Here is a 21,483-nt window from a genome sequence, read left to right on the forward strand (position 1 = left end):
CCGTGTCACCGACCCCCGCCGGCGTCGCCCGCATCACCGCGGTCGACACCCACGACATCCGCTTCCCCACCTCGCGCGAGCTCGACGGCTCCGACGCGATGAACCCGGACCCCGACTACTCGGCCGCGTACGTCGTCCTGCGCACCGACGCCGGTGACGGACACGAGGGGCACGGCTTCAGCTTCACCATCGGGCGGGGCAACGAGGTCCAGGTGGCCGCCATCCACGCACTGCGGCACCACGTGGTCGGCCGGTCCGTCGAGGAGCTGTGCGCCGACCCCGCAACCCTGAACCGCGACCTGATCGGCGACAGCCAACTGCGCTGGCTCGGCCCGGAGAAGGGCGTGATGCACATGGCGATCGGCGCGGTCGTCAACGCCGTGTGGGACCTCGCCGCCAAGCGCGCCGACAAGCCCCTGTGGCGGCTGCTCGCCGACGCCGAGCCCGAATGGCTGGTCCGCCAGATCGACTTCCGGTACCTCACGGACGCGCTGACGCCGGACGAGGCACTCCAGATCCTGCGCCGGGGGAGGGCGGGCGCGGCGGAACGTATCAGCACGCTGTCGGAACGCGGCTACCCCGCCTACACCACCTCCCCGGGCTGGCTCGGCTACGACGACGCCAAACTCACCCGCCTCGCCACCGAGGCCGTCGCCGACGGCTTCCGGCAGATCAAGCTGAAGGTCGGCGCGGACCTGGACGACGACATACGGCGCTGCCGGGTCGCCCGCCACGTGGTCGGCCCCGACATCCGTGTCGCGATCGACGCCAACCAGCGCTGGGACGTCGACGAGGCGGTCCGCTGGACCAAGGCCCTCGCCGAGTTCGACCCGTACTGGATCGAGGAGCCCACCAGCCCCGACGACATCCTCGGCCACGCCGCGATCCGCGAGGCCGTCGCCCCGGTGAAGGTCGCCACCGGCGAGCACGTCCAGAACCGGGTCGTCTTCAAGCAGCTCCTCCAGGCCGGCGCCGTCGACGTCGTCCAGATCGACGCGGCCCGGGTCGGCGGCGTCCACGAGAACCTCGCGATCCTGCTGCTCGCCGCCAAGTTCGGTGTCCCGGTCTGCCCGCACGCGGGAGGTGTGGGGCTGTGCGAACTCGTCCAGCACCTGTCGATGTTCGACTACGTCGCGATCACCGGCACCACCGAGGACCGTGTCATCGAGTACGTCGATCATCTGCACGACCACTTCCTCGACCCGGTGGTGATCAGGGAAGGTCACTACACGGCACCCACCGCGCCGGGCTTCTCGGCCACCATGCGGCCCGAGTCGATCGCCCGCTACACGTTCCCGGACGGCGCCTTCTGGGCAGAAGATCTCGCCGACGCAGCGCACAAGAAGGGACACGCGGCATGACCGACTTCGAGGGCCTCAAGGCCCTGGTGACCGGCGGCGCCTCCGGCATCGGCCGGGCCACCGCGGAACTCCTGGCCGCCCGCGGCGCCCAGGTCGCCGTCCTCGACCTCGACCCGTCGTCCGTGACCGAGCCCCTGCTCGGACACAAGGCCGACGTCACCGACGACGCCTCCGTGCGCCAGGCGGTCGCCGCCGCCGTCGCCGAACTGGGCGGCCTCGACGTCCTGGTCAACAACGCGGGGATCGGCGCCCAGGGCACCGTCGAGGACAACGACGACGCCGAATGGCACCGCGTCCTGGACGTCAACGTCATCGGTATGGTCCGCACCGCCCGCGCCGCCCTCCCACACCTGCGCCGGTCGTCCCACGCGGCGATCGTCAACACCTGCTCCATCGCCGCCACCGCGGGCCTTCCCCAACGCGCCCTCTACAGCGCGACCAAGGGCGCGGTGTACTCGCTGACCCTCGCCATGGCCGCCGACCACGTCCGCGAGGGCATCCGCGTCAACTGCGTCAACCCCGGTACGGCGGACACCCCGTGGATCGGCCGCCTCCTGGACAAGGCCCCCGACCCCGCCGCCGAACGCGCCGCCCTGGAGGCCCGCCAGCCCACCGGCCGCCTTGTCTCGGCCGACGAGGTCGCGGGCGCCATCGCCTACTTGGCGAGCCCGCTCTCCGGCGCCACCACCGGCACCTCCCTCGCCGTGGACGGCGGCATGCAGGGCCTGCGACTGCGCCCGGCGGGCCAGTGAGCACGCCCCCCACGCCATCGGGGCTGGGCTTCGGAGCCGCCGTCATCGCCAACCTCTACACCGAGGTCCCCGAGCAGCAGGCGCACGAGGCGGTGTCCGCCGCCTGGGAGCGCGGCATCCGCTACTACGACACCGCGCCCCACTACGGCCTCGGCCTGTCCGAACGCCGCCTGGGCGCGGCCCTGCGCGAGCACCCGCGCGAGGAGTATCTGATCTCGACCAAGGTAGGCCGCCGCCTGGAGCCCTCGGCCGCCGGCGGTGACGACCTGGCCCACGGCTTCGCCGTCCCCGCCACGCACCGCCGCGTCTGGGACTTCACCGAGGACGGCGTACGACGCACCCTCGACGCCAGCCTCGAACGCCTCGGCCTCGACCGCGTCGACATGGTCTATCTGCACGACCCCGACGACCACGCCGAGCAGGCCTTCCGCGAGGGCTACCCGGCCCTGGAGAAGCTCCGGGCGGAGGGCGTCGTCGGCGCGATCGGCGCCGGGATGAACCAGGCCGGGATGCTCACCCGCTTCGTCCGTGACACGGACGTGGACGTGGTGCTGTGCGCCGGCCGCTACACCCTGCTCGACCAGAGCGCGGCCACCGAGCTGCTCCCCGCCGCCCTCGCCAAGGGCACCTCCGTCGTCGTCGGCGGCGCCTTCAACTCCGGGCTGCTCGCGGACCCGAAGCCCGGCGCGACGTACAACTACACCGAGGCGCCGACCGAGTTGCTGGACCGGGCCCTGCGCATGAAGGCGGTCGCCGAGCGGCACGGCATCGGCCTGCGCGCCGCCGCCCTGGCCTTCTGCGCCGCCCATCCGGCCGTCACGAGCGTCCTGGTGGGAGCCCGCTCGGCGACCGAGGTCCACGACAGCGCCGACCAGTTCGCGACGCCGGTACCGGAGGCCTTCTGGCAGGAGCTGCGGGAGACCGGCCTGCTGAAGGAGCCCGCATGAGGATCGCCCTGCACACCAAGGTGCGCGCGGATCGCGTCACGGAGTACGAGGCGGCCCACCGCGAGGTCCCGAAGGAGCTGACGGACGCCATCCGCGCCGCGGGCGCGAGCTCCTGGACGATCTGGCGCAGCGGCACCGATCTCTTCCACGTCCTGGAGTGCGAGGACTACGGACGGCTCCTCGCCGAGCTGGAGCGGCTGCCGGTCAACATCGCCTGGCAGGCGAGAATGGCCGAACTGCTGGACGTCGTCCACGACTACACGGCCGAAGGCGCGGACGCCGGCCTGCCCGTGGTCTGGGAACTGCCATGACCGTCGTCGACGCGCACCACCACCTGTGGGACCTGTCGGTGCGCGACCAGGACTGGATCGCCGAGGGCAGCCCGATCCGCCGGGACTTCACGGTCGACGACCTCGCCGCGGAGGCCCGGTCCGCCGGAGTCGACCGGACGGTGCTCGTGCAGACCGTCACCGTCGCCGAGGAGACCCCCGAGTTCCTCGCGCTCGCGGCGGAACACGACCTGATCGCAGGCGTCGTCGGCTGGACCGACCTCACGAGCCCTGCGGTGGCCGACGCACTGGCGGGACTGCGCGAACTCCCGGGCGGGCGCTTCCTCAAGGGTGTCCGGCACCAGGTCCAGGGCGAGCCCGACCCGGAGTGGCTGCTGCGGACCGACGTACAGCGGGGGCTCGCGGCGGTCGCGGAGGCGGGGCTGGTGTACGACCTGGTGGTCCTGCCGCATCAGCTGCCGGCCTGCGCGAAGGCGGCCGTACTCCTGCCGCAACTGACCTTCGTCCTGGACCACTTGGGCAAGCCGCCGATCGCCTCGGGTGACCTGGACGCCTGGGCCGCCGACCTCCGGGCCCTCGCGGCGCTGCCCAACACGGTCGCCAAGCTCTCGGGGCTGGTCACCGAGGCGGACCCCGGCTCCTGGACCGCCGACGACCTGCGCCCGTGCACGGAGACGGCGTTGGACGCCTTCGGCCCGGACCGGCTCATGTGGGGCTCGGACTGGCCGGTGTGCCGACTGGCGGCGACCTACGGTCAAGTGCTGGACGTCACCCGCCGGTTGGTAGGCACGGACCCCCGAATCCTCGGGGCGACCGCCACCCGGGTCTACGACCTCTGAGCCACCCCCGCCAGCCGCGTCGGCGGCAGATACTCGCGCACATACGTCCGCTCCCAGCACGCGCCCGTCTCCCGCAGTTCACGCCAGGTCGTGTACCGGTAGCGGAAGAGACGGGCACGGACGTAGCGCGGCGGGGCGTCCGGCGGGAACGGGGAGCGGCGGAGCAGTCTGAGGGTGTCGCGGTCGTTCTCCAGCAGCCGTTCCACGAACGTGCCGAACCACGACCCCGCGTACGCGGGCGACAGCGCCGCGAACCACATCAACCAGTCGAGCCGCAGATGGTACGGGGCGAACTGGCGCGGCCAGCGCCGGGGATCGCCGGGCTTGCCCTTGAACTCGTACTCCCGCCAGTCCGAGTCCTCGCGCGGCACGTCCTCGGCCGTGCCCTCGACGACGACCTCGTAGCGGATCCGGCTGACGCTGCCGAACGCGCCGTAGGAGTTGACCAGATGGAGCGGGTCGAAGGAGCGGTTCATGATCTGGCGGCGGGAGACCATGTTGGTCACCGGGTGGTAGCTGAGACAGACCAGCACCGCGGCGACGGCCAGGACGACGATCTCGTACCAGAGCGGGGCGTCGGGCGTCGACGGGGCGTCGTACGGGAACTCGACCGCCGACAGGGCCAGCACGACGGTGATCCAGTTCAGCCAGGAGAAGTTGCCCGACAGGACCAGCCACAGCTGGGTGACGATCATCAGTGCGGCGGCTGCCGTGGCGAGCGGCTGGGGAGTGAACAGCAGGATGGGCACGACGAGTTGGGTGAAGTGGTTCGCGGCCACCTCGACCCGGTGCAGCGGCCGGGGGAGATGGTGGAAGAACCAGCTCAGCGGGCCCGGCATCGGCTGGGTCTCGTGATGGTGGTCCAGACAGGTCAGCTTCCGCCAGCACGCGTCCCCGCGCATCTTGATCAGACCGGCCCCGAACTCCACCCGGAAGAGGATCCAGCGCAGCAGGAACAGCACCACGACCGGCGGGGCCACGTCGTCGTTGCCCAGGAAGACGGCCAGGAAGCCGACTTCGAGCAGCAGGGACTCCCAGCCGAACGCGTACCAGGTCTGGCCCACGTTGACGATCGACAGATACAGCAGCCAGGGCACCAGCCACAGCGCCATCCCCGCCGCCAGCGGCAGCCGGGAGTCGAGGCCCGCGAGCAGCGCCGCCGACACCGCGCAGCCCGCCCAGGCGCAGCCGGCGAAGAAGCGGTCGGAGTAGTGGAGATGGAACAGGCTGGGGGCGGCCTTGAAGGGCAGCCGTTCGACGTAGCGGGGGATGGGAAGCATGCCGCGCGAGCCGAGGAGGGCCTTGAACTGCAGGGCCGCCGTCAGGAAGGCCACGAGGTACACACCGGCCAGCGCCCGCTGGAAGACCAGTCGGCTGAGCCAGTAGTCGGGTGCGGTGAACCAGTTCACGGCCAGGTGCTCCTTCCTGCCATTGTCGCGCGAAAACCCCGTGTCACTCTCCGTCTACCACTCCTCCGCTTGCGTAACCCAAGTGAGTGAAGCAGACAATAGTGACGAATTACCCGTCATGAGGTGGGAGAGCACGGTGCGCACCGGAACCTTCGTCACTGTCTGCGCGCTCTCGGCGGCGCTGATCGTCGTCGGCTGCGCGGCATCCAATGACATCGCGAACGGCACGAGGGCGAGCGTGGAGGTCTTCCTCCAGCCCGTCGCGGCACAGGGGCCGGACCCCTTCACCGCGTCCACGGCGACCGCGACGGCCACGGCCGCACCCGTCACCCGAACGCAGCAACCGCACCAGTCCGGCGACCGCTCGATCTCGGGCGGCACGCCCGGCCTCTACGGCGGCACCGCGGGCACCGGCAGCTGTGACGTGAACCGGCAGATCGACCAGCTGACCGCCGACCCGGCCAAGGGGGGCGCCTTCGCCCAGGTCGCCGGCGTCCCGCGGGCCTCGGTCCCCGCCTACCTGCGCTCCCTCACCTCGGTCGTGCTGCGTGCCGACACCCGTGTCACCAACCACGGATACCGGGGCGGGCGGGCCACCGACTTCCCGTCCGTCCTTCAGGCCGGCACCGCCGTCCTCGTCGACGACCGGGGCGTCCCCCGCGTCCGCTGTGCCTGCGGCAACCCGCTGACGGCCGCGCCGCCGCAGCACGGCAACCCCGGGACGAAGGGGCGGGCGTGGTCCGGTTACGGGCACGACCAGGTGATCGTCGTGACCCCGGCGCCCCAGGTCATCACCCGCATCACGATCATCGACGTCGTCGACAACACCTGGATCGAGCGGCGCTGCGGACACGACGTACGCCACGACCACGTCGTACCCCGGCCGGAGCCGCTGATCCCGACGCCCGCCCCGACCGCCACGCCGACACCCACGCCCCGCCCGTCGGGGACCGGGTCCGGTGCCGGTGTGACGCCCGGCGAGAGCGAGAACTCCGCCTCTCCGTCGGACGGGCAGGGGCTGGCGACCGACTGCGCCACCCCGACCGTCACCGTCACCGCGGGCGTCCCCCTCCCCGCGACGCCCGGCACACAGAACCCGGCCTGCCCGGCCGAAACCGCCACCGCGTCGCCTCCGACGACCGCGCCGCAGACCCAGACCGCCCCCGGCACGCCCTCCACTGCACGGCCCACGGACACCGGGCAGGACATCGGCCCCGAGACAGTCCCGGACACCCCCGATCTGCCCGACGGCGGCGGGCTCGTCCCCGACAGCCCTGACGAGCCGGTCTCCACCGACAGCATCTTCGACAGCCCCACGGACGTCTTCGGAAGTTGATGCCCCCGGCGACCGCCCCAGTCGAAGAATCGGACAAATCCTGGCAAGGTGGCCCCATGGTTGATCGGGGAGCGAGCGCCCTGTCACTCCCGGACGACTGGCCCGCCCACCCGGACCCGATTCTGGCGCTCAACCGCATGGGCAGCTTCGACTGGGACCTGGACACCGGTCTGTTCCACATGGACGCCCAGGCCCACGAGGTCTTCGACCTGCGTCCCGACGAATACGACGGCCACCCGGAGACCCTCGCGATCCGGGTCCCGGCCCCGGAGGGCTACCGGCTCGACGCCCTGGTCTCCCAGGCCATGAAGGACGGCAGCGAGAACTACGGCACCTACTTCCGCATCCGCTGCCGCAACGGCTCCCTGCGCTGGACCCACACCCAGGGCTACATCCGCCGTGACGAGACCGGCCGCCCGCGCCGGATCGTCGGCATCGTCCGCGACGCCACCCAGGAGCTCGACGACCTCGCCGCCCGGCGCGAACAGGCCAGCCTGGACGCCGCCCGGCAGGAACAGACCAACGTCGTCCAGCTGACCACCGCCGCCCTCGCCTACGCCCGCTCGGTCGACGACGTCATCGACGTCCTCAAGGACACCCACGGCCTCACCCACCTCGGCGCCACCAGCCTGGTCATGGGCCTGGTCGAGGCGGGCCGCATCAGGCTGATCGCCGAGGGCCCCGTGGGCAGCTTCGTGCCCGGCACCGACGTCACCGGCATCGACGAGCAGTACCCGATGAGCGAGGTCGTCCGCACCCTGACCCCGCGCTTCATCGAGTCGCCGGAGGAGTTCGCCGAGCGCTACCCGCTCCTGTGGCCGCACATCACCGGCCTGAACATCACCGCGGCCGCCTATCTGCCGCTGATCGCCCAGGCCCGGCCCATCGGCGCCATGGGCCTGCTCTACAGCGACCGGGACGGCTTCTCACCCGAGGACCGCAACGTCCTCGTCGCCCTCGGCAGCAGCATCGCGCAGAGCCTCCAGCGCGCCATGTTCTACGAGCAGGAGAAGGACCTCGCATCCGGCCTCCAGCAGGCCATGCTGCCGCGCACCATCCCCAGCGTGCGCGGCGCCGACGTCGCCGTCCGCTACCGCGCCGGCTCCGCCGCGGGCTCCCTCGGCCGGGACATCGGCGGCGACTGGTACGACCTCATCCCGCTGCCCGGCGGCCGGGTCGGCGCGGTCATCGGCGACGTCCAGGGGCACGACACCCACGCCGCCGCCGTCATGGGCCAGCTGCGGATCGTGCTGCGCGCCTACGCCGCCGAGGGCCACACCCCGGCCACCGTCATGGCCCGTGCCTCCGTCTTCCTCCACGAACTCGACACCGACCGCTTCGCGACCTGCCTCTACGCCGAGGCCGACCTCGCCACCGGAGTCGTCCAGGTCGTCCGGGCCGGGCACATCGACCCCCTGGTGCGGCAGACCGACGGGAGCTGCCGCCGGGTCCCCGTCGAGGGCGGGCTGCCGCTCGGTCTGTCCGCCGAGTTCGGCAGCCTCGAATACCCCGTCGCCACCCTCGAACTCGACCCCGGCAACACCCTGCTGCTCTGCACCGACGGCCTGGTCGAACAGCCCGGCGCTGACCTCGACGACGGCATGCAGACCCTCACCGCGCTCATCGGCTCCGGCCCCGCCGATGTGCGCGACCTCGCCGACCAGCTCATCGACGTGGCCGAGGAACGCGGCGGGGACGACGACGTCGCCCTGCTCCTGCTGCGCCGCCGGGGCCTGGACGCCCCGCAGTCCGGCGGGCGGCTCCAGCAGCACGTCGCCCCGGGCGACCCGGAGGCGCTGGCCGAGGCCCGGCACATGATCCGCGCCGCCGTCCGGGCCTGGGGCTCGGGCGAGCGGGCCGACGAGATCGAGCTGGTCGCCGACGAGATGATCACCAACGCCCTGATGCACACCGAGGGCTCCGCCATCGTCACCCTCAGGGTCCTGGCCGGCCCCGAACGCCGACTGCGCGTCGAGGTCGAGGACTCCTCCAGCGCCCTGCCGCGCCGCCGGGAGGCGGGGGAGTCGGGGGTCTCCGGCCGCGGCCTGCTCCTCGTCGACCTGCTCACGGACGTGTGGGGCGTGGAGGCGCGGGGCGGCGGCAAGTGCGTGTGGTGCGAGTTCGTCGTCCCGGGACGCGCGTGACAGGGGATGGCACCCTGGACGTATGCCGGAACTCCCCGAGGTGGAAGCGCTCAAGGACTTCCTCACCGAACACCTGGTCGGCCATGAGATCGTCCGGGTGCTGCCCGTCGCGATCAGCGTCCTGAAGACGTACGACCCTCCGCTCGCCGCCCTCGAAGGCCGCGAGGTCACCGCCGTGCACCGGCACGGCAAGTTCCTCGACCTGGTCACGGACGGCGGCCCGCATCTCGTGACCCATCTGGCCCGCGCGGGCTGGCTGCACTGGAAGGACGAGCTGCCCAGCGGCATGCCCCGCCCCGGCAAGGGCCCCCTCGCCCTGCGCGTGGCCCTGGAGACCGGCGCCGGCTTCGACCTGACGGAGGCCGGTACGCAGAAACGACTCGCGGTGTACGTGGTCCAGGACCCCCAGGAGGTCGCGGGGGTGGCCCGCCTCGGCCCCGACCCGCTCGCGGACGACTTCGATCAGGCGCGCCTCGCCGCACTGCTTGCGGACGAACGCCGTCAGCTCAAGGGCGCCCTGCGCGACCAGAGCCTCATCGCCGGCGTCGGCAACGCCTACAGCGACGAGATCCTGCACGCGGCGAAGATGTCCCCCTTCAAACTCGCCGCGTCCCTCACCCCCGAGGAGACGACACGCCTCTACGCGGCCCTGCGCGACACCCTCACCGAGGCCGTCGAACGCTCGCGCGGAGTGGCGGCCGGGCGGCTCAAGGCGGAGAAGAAGAGCGGCCTGCGGGTCCACGGCCGCACCGGCGAGCCCTGCCCGGTCTGCGGAGACACCATCCGCGAGGTCTCCTTCAGCGACTCCTCGCTCCAGTACTGCCCGACCTGCCAGACGGGCGGCAAACCGCTGGCGGACCGCAGGATGTCGCGGCTGCTCAAGTAGGGATGCGGCGCTGAGCGACCGGCGCTCCCGTGAAGGCGTCCAGGAGGACCCGGTCGCCGAGTTCCCGCTTCAACTTCACCGTGACCTTCTGGAACAGAAGTTGAGCCGTGCAGTCGCCGTCGGTCGCCCCGAGGATCGACGCCGACAGCACCACGCTGCCGGCCGTCTCCCGCACCCGTACGCCGGCTCCGTCGTCGCAGGCGCCATGCCCCGCGAGGACCGTGACGGTCCGGCCGTCTCGGCCGACGGCGACGAGTTGCTGGAGTTCCATCAGGTCGTCCGTCGTGTTTTCGAGCGGTTCGATCGGCGAGCCGGGCAGGACCGACGGTTCCAGGGCGACCCGCTTGAGCGGGGTGTCGTACCCGTCCAGGGTGAACAGCCACGCCGGTACGGTGGCCGGCCCGCGGCTGGTGACGAGGGTGGTCTTGCCGAGCTTCACCGCGGTCACGGTCAGATGCGGTCCGTCGTTGCCGCCGCGGGCGACACTGTCGTACGCCTTCCGCGCGTCCATCAAGGGCAGGCTGAGCGAACTCCCGCTCTCCCACTCGACCTTGCCCTTCTTCGGTGAGACGGGAGGCAGTTCGGCGTCCAGGACGTAGTTCTCGGCGGCGTAGGCACTCTTGTCCCCGTCGTTCCGGAAGGCGTGCTCCGGGAGTTGGATCACGTCGGCCAGCGGGTAGTAGCCCGCGCGCCACACCTCCGCGGCCCGTGAACCGTCCCACGCGGCGGCCACCTCGCGGGCCCGGTCCTTCGGCGTGGTGGACCCGGCGCCGCCGGCCTTCTCACTGCCGCAGCCGACCGTGAACAGGGCAATGGGTATGAGAACGGCGACAGTTCGTGCGATGTGTGCCCGCATGTGTTCCCCCAGGACCGAAGGTGTCGCTCCTGAGACGCGGGAGGCGGGTCCCGCGTTCGACCGGGTTCAGGGGGACTTGAGCGTCACCAGGTGTTCGTTGTCCGAGGAGCGCACCTCGTAGCGGGCGATCTGGTCGGGGTGGAGTGACGAGGAGCCCTGCATGGTGAGTTCGCGGGCGTCGTGGCGGGGGACGTTCCAGGTGGTGACCGTCTCCTCGGAGCCGTCCGTGCCGATGATGACCAGGCGACAGGTGCGGGGACCCGCCCCGTCCTTCACCTTGAGCTCCAGCTGGCTGCCCGAGGTGTAGTCCTCGGCGGTGACCTGCGCCCAGACGCCGGACCGTGCGTCGGTCGCGTCGATCCGCAGGGTGCCCTCGCCGCCGCCCGCGAGGACCACGAGTCCGGGCCCCGCCACCGCGAAGGCGACGGTCGCCGCCACCGCGCAGAGAAAGCGCCGGCGCCCGGCCCGGTGCCGCGCCCCGACCTCGGAGAGCAGCCGGTCGAGCAGCCGGGGGCCCGGCTTGGTCATCGGGTGCACGAACTGCGGCGTGGAACGCCGGTACAGCAGCAGCTGCCGGGTGATCGGGCCGAATTCGGTGACATGCGCGGCGCACCTCGGGCATTCCATGAGGTGGTCCTCAAAACGGAACGCGTCCGCCTCGTCCAGCACGCCGAGCGCGTACGCGGCGACGTCGCGATGCCTCTCCTGGGACCTCATGGGGAATCCTCGTGCCGTTGGGTGCGGGTGGGGTTACTCCTTGCTCCCACCGGTACGCACCGGACCGCCGAATCACTCAAGCCCCACACAGAATCGCAACCAAGGGATTCGGAGCGGTCGGGCACGAGGATTGGTCCCGTTCGAAAAAAGTTCGGGACCAGGTCTCCGCGGGCCGGCGACGCGCTAGAAGAGGTGAATGGCCAGGTGCCCCAGTGGCAGGCCGAGTTGCCAGGCCGGGGTCCATACCTTGGGGCCCTCGTCCTCGCCGATCACCGGGCCGCCGCCCGGCACCGCGTTGAGGTCGGGGGCGAGGAGTTCGGTCTCCTGGAGCCAGCGCCAGGCCGCCTCCGCGAGGTCCAGGTCGGGTGCGGGCCCGCCGGCGTCGGCGGCTTCGGTGGTGAGCCGCGCCATACGCTCACGGACCCAGTCCTGCCAGGGCTGGTCGTACGCCGTCAGTGACAGCCAGGTCTCCAGCTGGGAGACGACCCGGATGCCGGACAGCTCCCCGTCGGTGTCGGACAGGAAGATGGTCAGCGCCAGGGCGTCGCGCCCGGCGCGGAACTCGAAGGACGTCGGCGGCATGAGATCGCCGGTCCGCAGCAGCTCGTCGGCGATGTACTCGGCGTACAACCAGGCCATGGGAACGGTGAGTTCACCGCCACCGGCGCCGTCCGTGCTCTCTTGACCTCTGTGCAGCATCCCTTCCTGCCTTCCTCCGGTGCGTGCGCGTCGCCCGTCGCCGGGCCTGGGGGCCTGGCGCCCACCCGGGAACACGGATGAAGACAGCCGATTACTCAACCATGGTCCTCAGCAAGGCGCTTTGCGAAGGCTTTGCTTCACCATGAGTTTCATCGCAGGTCGGCCGCATAACCGGGAAGGACCCGGCGCAGGGCGCGCAGCGCGTAGTACGCGCGGGACTTCACGGTACCGGGAGGGATGCCGAGGGTTTCCGCGGCTTCCGCCACACTCGCCCCCTGGAAGTACACGAGCACCAGGACTTCACGGTGCTCCGGAGTGAGTGTCTTCACAGCCTCGCGCACATCGAGGGTCGCGGCGGCCCGCTCGGCGTGGTCGGCGCACACCCGTGCGTTCTCCAGGATCGCGTCCCCGACCTCCGCCGGCCGCGCCTGCCGGGCCCGCCGCGCGTCGATCGCGAGGCGCCGACCCACGGTCAGCAGCCAGGGCCGTACGGAGTCGAAGTCGTCGGCGCGCAGCGCCTCGGGGTGCTGCCAGGCCCGTACGAGGGTCTCCTGGACGAGATCCTCCGCCCGCTGCCGGTCCCCGTCGCACAGCCGGAGGAGCAGCGCGAAGAGAGGCCGGCCGTGCTCCCGCTGCAGTGCGGCGAGCTCGTGCTCGGCGGTCGTCCCGTTCGTGAGCGTGATTCCGGCCGTCATGGCCGTATGGCATCGCAGGGCGTGGGCGAGGGACAGGGCGTGCGCGCGGATCTGCGGCGGGCGGTCGATCGCGTCGGCGAACGGTACGACGAACGGTTCGTTCCGCCTCGCTCATCGGGCGAATGCCCAAGCCCATCGGGCGAATGAAGGCGCCCGGACCGTTTGCGGGCGTGGTCATCTTCGTACCTATTCGTACGTAAATATGATCACAGTGGGGTGAACTGATGATTGCACGCAGTCGCCAAGTGGCCCTGGCCATGACCGCACTCCTGGCCGCGGGCGCCGCCTGTCAGGCCCAGGACCACGAGAAACCCGACCGACCCGCCCGCAGCGGCCACCCGGCCCCGGCCGCCGCCCGCGGGTTCACGCTCGTCGCCTCCGGCGACGTCCTCCCGCACAGTTCCATCATCGACCGCGCCCAGTTCGACGCGGGCGGCGCCGGCTACGACTTCCGCCCGATGCTCTCCGGGGTCCGACCGGTCGTCTCCCGCGCCGATCTGGCGCTGTGTCACATGGAGACCGTCTACGGGGCGAACGGCGACTACACCGGCTATCCCGCCTTCAAGTCCCCGCCCGAAGTCGCCCAGGGCCTCGCCGCCACCGGCTACGACGGCTGCTCCACCGCCTCCAACCACAGCCTCGACGACGGCGCCGACGGGATCCGCCGCACCCTCGACGCGCTCGACCGTGAGGGCGTACGGCACGCCGGCACCGCCCGCACCGAGGGCGAGGCGCGCACCGTCACGCTCCTGCGCGCGGGCGCCGCGAAGGTCGCCCACCTCTCCTACACCTACGACACCAACGGCTACCCGCTGCCCGCCGGTGAGCCGTGGGCCGTCAACCTCATCGACGAGAACAGGATCATCGGCGACGCCCGGGCCGCCCGGAAGGCGGGCGCCGACGTCGTCGTGGTCTCCGTGCACTGGGGCACGGAATGGCAGGACGCCCCCGACGACCGCCAGCTCGCCCTGGCCGGCTCGCTCACCGCCGCCCGCACCGGTGACCGCCCCGACATCGACCTGATCCTGGGCACCCACGCCCACATCCCGCAGGCGTACGAGAAGGTCAACGGCACCTGGGTGATCTACGGCATGGGCGACCAGGTCGCCGGAGAGATGTTCAACTACGAGGGCGCCCAGGACCCGCGCGGCAACCAGTCCACGATCGGCCGCTTCACCTTCGCCCCGCCCGCGAGACCCGGGGGCCGCTGGGAGGTGCGGAAGGCCGAGTTCGTTCCGCAGCTGTTCGACATCGACGCCGGACGGGTGGTGAACCTCAACCAGGCGATCGCGGAGGGCGCCGAGCTGGCCGGCGTACGCGACCGCATCCGGGACGTGGTGCTGAGCCGGGGTGCGGCGAAGGACGGTCTGGTCATGGGGAAGTAGGTCAGACCAGAGGTAGGTCGGACCAGAAGTAGGTCGGCCCCCGAGCGATGCCCTCGCCGATCCTCACCGTCAGTCGACGTCCACCTCGTCGAACGTCCGCAGCATCTCCTTGAGAACGCGTCGGCACGCCCGCAGCTCGGCGTCGGTCAGCTCCCCGCCGACCTGCCGGTTCAGGGCGTGTTCGCGCGCGAGGATCGCGTCGATCACCGCCTCGCCCCCGGTCGTGATCCGGATCAGCGAGGACCGCTGATGCGCGGGGTTCGGCGTGACCTCGACCCAGTCCCCGGCCGCCGCGTCGTTCACCATGCGCTGCACGAACTGCCGGGTCAGCGCCATGATCCGGGCCATCTGAGGCACGGTCATGGGCCCGTAGCGACGCAGCAGGACGAGGACGGAGCGCACGCCGACGGAGACTCCCTCCTCCTTCTCGGCCTGTTCGAGCTTGCGCAGTCCGCGCCGGTAGAGCGCGCCGATCAGGTCGAAGACCTCGGAGACGCGGTCGCCGAGTTCGTCGGGGGGCAGCGGGGCGTCGTTGTCGTTCACGAGGCAATCATGCACCCGCCCAACATGACAACCCAGTTGTCAAAGTCGCCAGAAGATGACACCTTGGTTGTCATGACAGTCACCTCGGAACTGAGCTACTTCCCGTCCACCGACGGCGACCTCGCCTACCGCGACACCGGCCGCGGCGAGCTCGTGGTCCTCCTCCACTCCGGCTACGTCGACCACCGGCTCTTCGAGGACCAGACACCGTCCCTCGTCGCCGCGGGGTACCGGGTGATCGCCCCGGACACCCGCGGTCACGGCTGGTCCGCCAACGCGAGCGAGTCCTTCCGCTGGGCCGACGACCTCGCCCTCCTGCTCCGGCACCTGGACGCCGGCCCGGCGGTCCTCGCCGGGGTGTCGATGGGCGGCGCCATCGCCGGGGACACCGCGATCGAATACCCGGAACTGGTCCGCGGGATCGTCCTGAGCGGGGCCTCGGTCAGCGACTTCCAGTACACCTACGACAAGACCCGCGAGATCGTCGCCGAGTCGGCCCGCACCCTGCACTCCGGCGACATCGAGGGCTGGCTCAAGGTGTTCCTGCGGGCCATGGCGGGCCCGTTCCGTACTGCCGACGACATCGAACCGGCCATCCTGGACCGGCTGCGTGAGATGGCCCTGCACACCATCGCCAAGCACACACCCGGCGAACACAACTGGCACGTCCCCATGGCCGACACCTGGCCGCGGGTGCCGAAAATCGACGTCCCGGTCCTCATGGTCAACGGCGCCCTCGACTCACCTGACCTGATCGCCGACGCGGAACTCTTCGCCCACACCGCCCGCAAGGGCCGCTCGGTCCTCGTGGAAGGCGCCGCGCACTTCCCCAACCTGGAGAAGCCCGAGGAGTTCAACACCCTCCTGCTGGACTTCCTCCGCGATCTGTAGGGCGCCGGGCGCCGCGGCCCGATCGCTCAACAGTCCAGCGGGGAAAGGGGATTGACGCCCCGTGCGCAGGGCTCGACCATGAGTGCCCTGTGGCGCCGCTGTCACCAGGGGGGTCGGTGTCACGCTGACGCACGGGGTGGGGCATGACCACGCAACGAAGCCGGCTCGTCCGCCGGTACCCGGTTCTCCAGCTCGTCTCCGTCGTCCTCGCCTTGACGGGGCTCGTGCTGGGGTACGCCGGATTCCACGAGTATCTGGAGAAAGACCCGGAGTTCGGGCACGGCTTCTTCGATCTGCTCTATTACTCCTGCCAGTTGTTCGTCCTCGACGCCGACCCCCTGAACGGGGCCGGGTCCCTGCCCTGGGCCCTGGAATGGGCCCGCTTCCTCGCGCCGCTCGCCACCCTCTCCGCCCTCGTCGAGGCGGTCCGGCTGCTGGGCGCCGACGAACTGCGCCGACTGCGGCTGGCCCGGCTGCGCGGTCACAGCGTGGTCTGCGGTGCCGGGAACACGGCGCAGATGCTCACGGCCCGGCTGCGCGAGGCGGGCCGGACCGTGGTGGCCGTGTCCGCCGTCGGGGCCGACGACGACGGAGTCCTGTCCGTGGTCGGCGATCCCAGCAGCCTTGAGGCGCTCCGGGCGGCGGGCGTGGCCCGCGCGAGCGCCGTCTACGCCTGCGCGGACGACAGCGGCGACAACGTCCTGATCGCCGCGACGGTCCGCGAACTGGCCCAGGACCCCGACCGCCCGCTGCACGTCCACGCCGCGATCGCCGACCAGGATCTGTGCTGTGCCCTCCAGGCTCGCCACCTCATGGGCGCGTCACGGGGACGGGTGCGCCTCGACTTCTTCAACGTGGACGTACTGGCGGCACGGCGACTCGCCGCGACGGAACGGATCGAGGAGCATGACGCGGCCACCCCGCCGCCGCACTGTCTGATCGTCGGCGTCTCTCCGTTCGCCCGTGCCCTGCTCGTCGAACTCGCCCGCCGCTGGCGGCTGCGCCCCGGCACGGACAAGCTGCCGATCACCTGGGCCGGCACCTCGGCCACGGCGGAACTGCGCCGCTTGACCGACCAGTACGGCTTCCTCTCGGAGGTCTGCCGGATCGAGCCGAAGGAGATCGAGGAGACCGGCCCGGCGGTCAACGCGCTGCTGTCCGCGATGGGTTCGCAGGCCCAGCGCGTCTACGTCGCCGGCCCCTCCGACGACACGTCCCTCTCCATAGCGCTGTCGGCCTTCGCGGCATGGCGCGTTCCGCCCGGCGGCCTCGTCCTCCAGTTGCGGGAGCACGGTCCCTTCGGAGTGTCCCTGGGCCACGACGACTCCGCCCTGCTGGACGACCTGGACGGGCGGCTGAGCACCTTCGGCGTCCTGGACGCAGCCTGCCGTCCCGAACTCCTCGGGGACGACCTGGTGGAACACCTCGCACGGGTCATGCACGAGCACTACGAACAGGCGGCGCGCAGCAACCGAGGGGAATCGGAACAGACCAACGCCTCGGTGGTTCCGTGGGACCGGCTGCCCCCCGGGAAACGGGAGGACAACCGGAAGGCGGTCGTGGCCATCGGCGAGAAACTGCGGGAGATCGACTGCGCGATCGCTCCCCGCGTGGACCCCGCGCCTCCCTTCGTGCTGGCGGACACCGAGGTCGAACGGCTCGCCCAAATGGAGCACAGGCGCTGGCTGCGGGCACACCGCGCGGAAGGCTACGTCTACGGTCCGGACCGCGATGACGACGCGAGGACCCACCCCGACATGAAGGACTGGGCCGAACTCACGGAGATCGCGCGCGAGAAGGACCGCGAGTCCGTACGCGCCCTGCCCGTCGTCCTCGCCACCGCCGGCTTCCAGATCATCCGTCTGGTTCCCGCAGGCTCATGACGTCGGTGGTGCGGCGGCTCACGGCACCACCGTCACCGGCCACCGCCCCGCCTTCACCAACCGCACCGCCACCGAGCCCACGATCCGGTGCCCGGCCTGCTCCGAGGCCCCCACCACCACCGCGTCCGCCTTGAGCTCGTCCGCCGCCTTCACCAGGCCGCCGTACGGGTCACCGCGGAAGGTGTGGAACTCCCAGCGCACGTCGAATATCCCCTTCGTGCGCTCGGTGGCCTCCCTGATCTGCGCGACCAGGTCCTCGGCGATCTCGTCGGTCGTCTCGGCGACCGGCGCGCCCATGGCGGCTCCCGCCGCCATCACCGGCTGCACATAGACGACGGCGAGGAGGGCGCGCTGACGGCGGGCCAGACCACCGGCATATGCCGCCGCTCTGAGGGAGGAGTCGGAGCCGTCCACTCCCACGACGATGACCTTCGGCCCGTCCGTGCCCCGCTCGAACTGGTGCGAGTGCTGTTCCGTCACGGCACGGAGGCTATCGGAAAGCCCAGGTCCCGCCGTGATGCGGGACCTCCCGACGGGCGAGGTCGGCGGGCAGTTCCTACAGTCGGAACATGAGTGCCACCGTCGAGGCCGCCCCGGCGAAGGACAGCAAGGGCCCGATACGACGGCCCGGCAGCGGCCTCCTCAGCCGGGTGCCCGAAGGCTTCGCCGCCTTCTTCGGCGCCCTCGGACTGCTCTGTCTGCTGCTGGCCTTCATCCCGCCGCTGCGCGGACCGCTGCGTCCCGTCGTGCGCTTCCTCGACGTGCTCATCGTCCCGGTCAGCGCCAACCTCGCCTACGCCGTCTTCCTCTTCCTCCTCGCCGGCGCGACAGCGGCCCGCAAACGGGTCGCCTGGTGGCTCGTGGTCGTCTACCTCGGCCTGCTGGTCCTCGTCGACGCGCTGGGCGTGGTGGTCGGCCTGTACGCCGACTCCATCCCGTCCCTGGTGGTGTGCAGCCTCGCCCTGGCCCTCCTCGTCGTCGCCCGCGGCGAGTTCTACGCCGACTCCCGACGCGGCGCGGTGCGCCGGGCCGTCGGCGTGCTGATCCTCGGCCTGTTCCTCGGCATCCTCGTGGGCTGGGGCCTGGTCGAGCTGTTCCCCGGCACGCTGCCGCGCGGCCAGCGGCTGCTCTGGGCGGCCAACCGGGTCTGCGGCGGCCTGGTCTCCGGCCGCTCCTTCGACGGCGCCCCACCGCGCGCCCTGTTCTTCCTGCTCGGCCTGTTCGGCGCCCTCGCGCTGCTCAACGCCGCCGCCACCCTCTTCCGCTCCCAGCGCATGGAAGCCGCCCTGCACGGCGACGAGGAGGCCCGTATCCGCGCCCTCCTCAAGGCCTACGGCGACCGCGACTCCCTCGGCTACTTCGCCACCCGACGCGACAAGGCCGTCGTCTTCTCCACCAGTGGCAAGGCCGCCGTCACCTACCGCGTCGAAGCCGGCGTCTGCCTCGCCAGCGGCGACCCCGTGGGCGACCGCGAGGCCTGGCCGCACGCCATCGCCGCCTGGCTCGACGCGGCCCGCCGGCACGGCTGGGCGCCCGCCGCGATGGGCGCCTCCGAGGACGGCGCCAAGGCCTTCGCCCGCGCCGGACTCGGCGCCCTCCAACTCGGCGACGAGGCGATCCTCAACGTCGCCGGCTTCGACCTCAACGGCCGCGACATGCGCGTCACCCGGCAGGCCGTGCACCGGGTGCGCCGCACCGGCGCCCACTGCCGCGTCCGGCGCCACTTGGCCCTCACCGACACCGAGATGGAAGAGGTCGTCGACAAGGCCGACGCCTGGCGCGACACCGAGACCGAACGCGGCTTCTCCATGGCCCTGGACCGCCTCGGCGACCCGGCCGACGGCGACTGCCTCCTCGTGGAGGCCCTCGGCGAGGACGGCAAGCTGCTCGCCCTGCTCTCCTTCGTGCCCTGGGGCGGCGACGGCGTCTCCCTGGACCTGATGCGCCGTGACCGCAGCGCCCCCAACGGCGTCATGGAGTTCATGGTCGCCGAACTCTGCGCGGTCGCACCGAAACTCGGCGTCCGCCGGATCTCCCTCAACTTCGCCGTCTTCCGCTCGGTCTTCGAGGAGGGCGCCCGCATCGGCGCCGGACCCGTGCTCCGCCTCTGGCGCCGACTGCTGCTGTTCTTCTCCAAGTGGTGGCAACTGGAGGCCCTCTACCGCTCCAACGCCAAGTACCGGCCCGAGTGGTACCCCCGCTTCATCTGCTACGGCGAGACCGGCGCCCTCGCCCGCATCGGCCTCGCCTCCGGGATCGCCGAGGGGTTCGTCTCCGTACCGTCGCTGCGCAAACTCTGGGGAAAGGGGCACCCGAAGGCCGGGCCGCGGCCGGCCACCACCGAAGGCCTGCCGTCGCTGTCGGTGCTCGGCCTCGCCGGAGGGGACGAGACCGCCGCCGAGCCGGATGCGGGCCTGCCCGAACAGGCCCGCATCCGGCACCGCACACTGGCCCGGCTCAGGGCCGAGGGCATCGACCCCTACCCGGTGGGAATCCCCGCCCGCACCCACGCCCTCGCCGACGTCCGAAGCGGCGAGGAGGTCACCGTCGCGGGCCGGATCATGCGCGTGCGCGACTTCGGCGGCATCGTCTTCGTCACCCTGCGCGACTGGTCAGGCGACCACCAACTGGCGCTCACCCATGACGGCGTGGACCGCTTCCGGGCGGACACCGACATCGGCGACCACATCACCGCCACCGGCACGGCCGGGCTCAGCGACAAGGGCGAACCCACCGTCTTCGTCACCTCCTGGCAGCTCGTCGGCAAGTGTCTGCGCCCCCTGCCCGACAAACGCCGCGGCCTCACCGACCCCGAAGCCAAGGTGCGCATGCGCTACCTCGACCTCGTCGCCAGCCCCGAGGCCCGCGACGTGGTCCGCGCCCGCTCCACCGCCGTACAGGCCCTGCGCCAGGGCCTTCTGGAGCGCGGCTACCTGGAGGTCGAGACCCCGATGCTCCACCAGATCCACGGCGGCGCCAACGCCCGCCCCTTCACCACCCACATCAACGCCTACGACCTCGACCTCTATCTGCGCATCGCCCCCGAGCTGTACCTCAAGCGACTGTGCGTCGGCGGCCTGGAGAAGGTCTTCGAGATGGGCCGCACCTTCCGCAACGAAGGCGTCTCCTACAAGCACAACCCCGAGTTCACGATGCTGGAGGCCTACCAGGCGTTCGCCGACTACGACGTGATGCTCGACCTCACCCGCGAGCTGATCCAGGGCGCCGCCACCGCCGCGTTCGGCACGCCCGTCGCCCGCAAGGACGGGCAGGAGTACGACATCTCGGGCGTCTGGCCGGTCAAGACCGTCCACGGCGCGATCTCCGAGGCGCTGGGGGAGGAGGTCTCCGCCGACACCGAACTCGCCCGGCTGCACCGGCTGTGCGACCGGGCCGGAGTGCCGTACACCCCCGACGACGGCCGCGGCGACGTCGTCCTCGAAATGTACGAACGCCTCGTCGAGGAGAAGACCCAGCCGCCCACCTTCTACAAGGACTTCCCGACCGACGTCTCCCCGCTCACCCGCCAGCACCGGGTCGACCCACGGCTCGCCGAACGCTGGGACCTCGTCGCCTTCGGCACCGAACTCGGCACCGCCTACTCCGAACTCACCGACCCCGTCGAACAGCGCCGCCGCCTCACCGCGCAGTCGCTGCTCGCCGCCGGGGGAGACCCGGAGGCCATGGAACTCGACGAGGACTTCCTCGACGCCCTCGAGTACGCCATGCCGCCCACCGGAGGCCTCGGCATCGGCGTCGACCGACTGGTCATGTTCCTCACCGGGCTGACGATCCGGGAAACCCTGCCCTTCCCGCTCGTACGCCGCCACTGACGGCCCGTCATAGGCCG

Annotated in this window: 19 protein-coding genes; 12 read left to right on the forward strand and 7 right to left on the reverse strand. The window is 71.5% G+C overall.

Annotated elements, in window-relative coordinates; genetic code table 11:
- The first annotated feature begins 2 nt into the window (after positions 1–2).
- From OG885_RS39925 to OG885_RS39945, 5 genes are read left to right on the forward strand one after another with little or no spacing between them, the layout of a single operon-like run.
- The gene (locus OG885_RS39925) at positions 3–1,361 is read left to right on the forward strand and encodes an L-fuconate dehydratase (protein ID WP_405740677.1); all 1,359 of its coding nucleotides are present in this window, start codon (positions 3–5) and stop codon (positions 1,359–1,361) included.
- Complete coding sequence (locus OG885_RS39930; protein ID WP_405740680.1) at positions 1,358–2,113, forward strand: SDR family NAD(P)-dependent oxidoreductase; 756 nt, start codon at positions 1,358–1,360, stop codon at positions 2,111–2,113. Before OG885_RS39925 ends, OG885_RS39930 begins: the two co-directional genes overlap by 4 nt.
- Positions 2,110–3,060, forward strand: coding sequence for an aldo/keto reductase (locus OG885_RS39935; protein ID WP_405740683.1), 951 nt, complete (start codon positions 2,110–2,112; stop codon positions 3,058–3,060). The genes OG885_RS39930 and OG885_RS39935 overlap by 4 nt, the downstream gene beginning before the upstream one ends.
- Positions 3,057–3,371, forward strand: a complete 315-nt coding sequence (locus tag OG885_RS39940; RefSeq protein ID WP_405740686.1) for an L-rhamnose mutarotase — start codon at positions 3,057–3,059, stop codon at positions 3,369–3,371. Before OG885_RS39935 ends, OG885_RS39940 begins: the two co-directional genes overlap by 4 nt.
- Positions 3,368–4,189, forward strand: a complete 822-nt coding sequence (locus OG885_RS39945; RefSeq protein ID WP_405740689.1) for an amidohydrolase family protein — start codon at positions 3,368–3,370, stop codon at positions 4,187–4,189. The genes OG885_RS39940 and OG885_RS39945 overlap by 4 nt, the downstream gene beginning before the upstream one ends.
- Here the strand turns inward: OG885_RS39945 and OG885_RS39950 are convergent.
- Positions 4,177–5,598 (reverse strand): lipase maturation factor family protein, encoded by a 1,422-nt coding sequence (locus OG885_RS39950; protein ID WP_405740692.1) that lies wholly within the window; start codon positions 5,596–5,598, stop codon positions 4,177–4,179. The two genes, OG885_RS39945 and OG885_RS39950, sit on opposite strands and share 13 nt — an antisense overlap.
- A 136-nt stretch (positions 5,599–5,734) precedes the next feature.
- Here OG885_RS39950 and OG885_RS39955 point away from each other — a divergent pair, with 136 nt between their 5' ends.
- From OG885_RS39955 to OG885_RS39965, 3 genes are read left to right on the forward strand one after another with little or no spacing between them, the layout of a single operon-like run.
- Positions 5,735–6,934, forward strand: a complete 1,200-nt coding sequence (locus OG885_RS39955; protein WP_405740694.1) for a DUF6777 domain-containing protein — start codon at positions 5,735–5,737, stop codon at positions 6,932–6,934.
- Positions 6,935–6,990: 56 nt separating this feature from the next.
- Complete coding sequence (locus OG885_RS39960) at positions 6,991–9,078, forward strand: SpoIIE family protein phosphatase (protein ID WP_405740697.1); 2,088 nt, start codon at positions 6,991–6,993, stop codon at positions 9,076–9,078.
- A gap of 22 nt (positions 9,079–9,100) precedes the next feature.
- Positions 9,101–9,964, forward strand: coding sequence for an Fpg/Nei family DNA glycosylase (locus OG885_RS39965; RefSeq protein WP_405740700.1), 864 nt, complete (start codon positions 9,101–9,103; stop codon positions 9,962–9,964).
- On the opposite strand, the gene OG885_RS39970 is transcribed toward OG885_RS39965, so the two are convergent.
- From OG885_RS39970 to OG885_RS39985, 4 genes are all read right to left on the reverse strand, one after another.
- Positions 9,957–10,820 carry a hypothetical protein gene (locus OG885_RS39970; RefSeq protein ID WP_405740702.1) on the reverse strand — a complete coding sequence of 288 codons (864 nt, stop codon included), beginning with the start codon at positions 10,818–10,820 and terminating at the stop codon, positions 9,957–9,959. The two genes, OG885_RS39965 and OG885_RS39970, sit on opposite strands and share 8 nt — an antisense overlap.
- A 66-nt stretch (positions 10,821–10,886) precedes the next feature.
- Positions 10,887–11,537: a zf-HC2 domain-containing protein gene (locus OG885_RS39975; RefSeq protein WP_405740705.1), complete on the reverse strand. Its 651-nt coding sequence runs from the start codon at positions 11,535–11,537 to the stop codon at positions 10,887–10,889.
- Positions 11,538–11,720: 183 nt separating this feature from the next.
- The gene (locus OG885_RS39980) at positions 11,721–12,236 is read right to left on the reverse strand and encodes a hypothetical protein (protein WP_405740707.1); all 516 of its coding nucleotides are present in this window, start codon (positions 12,234–12,236) and stop codon (positions 11,721–11,723) included.
- A 149-nt stretch (positions 12,237–12,385) separates the two neighbouring features.
- Positions 12,386–12,931, reverse strand: coding sequence for a sigma-70 family RNA polymerase sigma factor (locus tag OG885_RS39985; protein WP_399963732.1), 546 nt, complete (start codon positions 12,929–12,931; stop codon positions 12,386–12,388).
- A 224-nt stretch (positions 12,932–13,155) separates the two neighbouring features.
- Here OG885_RS39985 and OG885_RS39990 point away from each other — a divergent pair, with 224 nt between their 5' ends.
- Positions 13,156–14,316, forward strand: a complete 1,161-nt coding sequence (locus OG885_RS39990; protein ID WP_405740710.1) for a CapA family protein — start codon at positions 13,156–13,158, stop codon at positions 14,314–14,316.
- A gap of 69 nt (positions 14,317–14,385) precedes the next feature.
- Here the strand turns inward: OG885_RS39990 and OG885_RS39995 are convergent, their stop codons facing one another.
- Positions 14,386–14,859 carry a MarR family winged helix-turn-helix transcriptional regulator gene (locus tag OG885_RS39995; protein ID WP_405740713.1) on the reverse strand — a complete coding sequence of 158 codons (474 nt, stop codon included), beginning with the start codon at positions 14,857–14,859 and terminating at the stop codon, positions 14,386–14,388.
- 72 nt (positions 14,860–14,931) lie between these two features.
- Between OG885_RS39995 and OG885_RS40000 the strand changes: the two genes are divergently transcribed.
- Entirely contained in the window at positions 14,932–15,750 is an 819-nt protein-coding gene (locus OG885_RS40000) for an alpha/beta fold hydrolase (RefSeq protein WP_405740716.1), read from the forward strand.
- 143 nt (positions 15,751–15,893) lie between these two features.
- Positions 15,894–17,633 (forward strand): NAD-binding protein, encoded by a 1,740-nt coding sequence (locus tag OG885_RS40005; RefSeq protein ID WP_405740719.1) that lies wholly within the window; start codon positions 15,894–15,896, stop codon positions 17,631–17,633.
- A gap of 18 nt (positions 17,634–17,651) precedes the next feature.
- On the opposite strand, the gene OG885_RS40010 is transcribed toward OG885_RS40005, so the two are convergent.
- Positions 17,652–18,113: a universal stress protein gene (locus OG885_RS40010; protein WP_329342220.1), complete on the reverse strand. Its 462-nt coding sequence runs from the start codon at positions 18,111–18,113 to the stop codon at positions 17,652–17,654.
- Between the two features lie 89 nt (positions 18,114–18,202).
- On the opposite strand from OG885_RS40010, the gene lysX reads away from it, so the two are divergent.
- Entirely contained in the window at positions 18,203–21,466 is a 3,264-nt protein-coding gene (lysX, locus tag OG885_RS40015; protein WP_405740723.1) for a bifunctional lysylphosphatidylglycerol synthetase/lysine--tRNA ligase LysX, read from the forward strand.
- Positions 21,467–21,483 lie beyond the last annotated feature (17 nt).

The sequence above is a fragment of the Streptomyces sp. NBC_00028 genome (assembly GCF_045041065.1).
GTDB lineage: Bacteria > Actinomycetota > Actinomycetes > Streptomycetales > Streptomycetaceae > Streptomyces.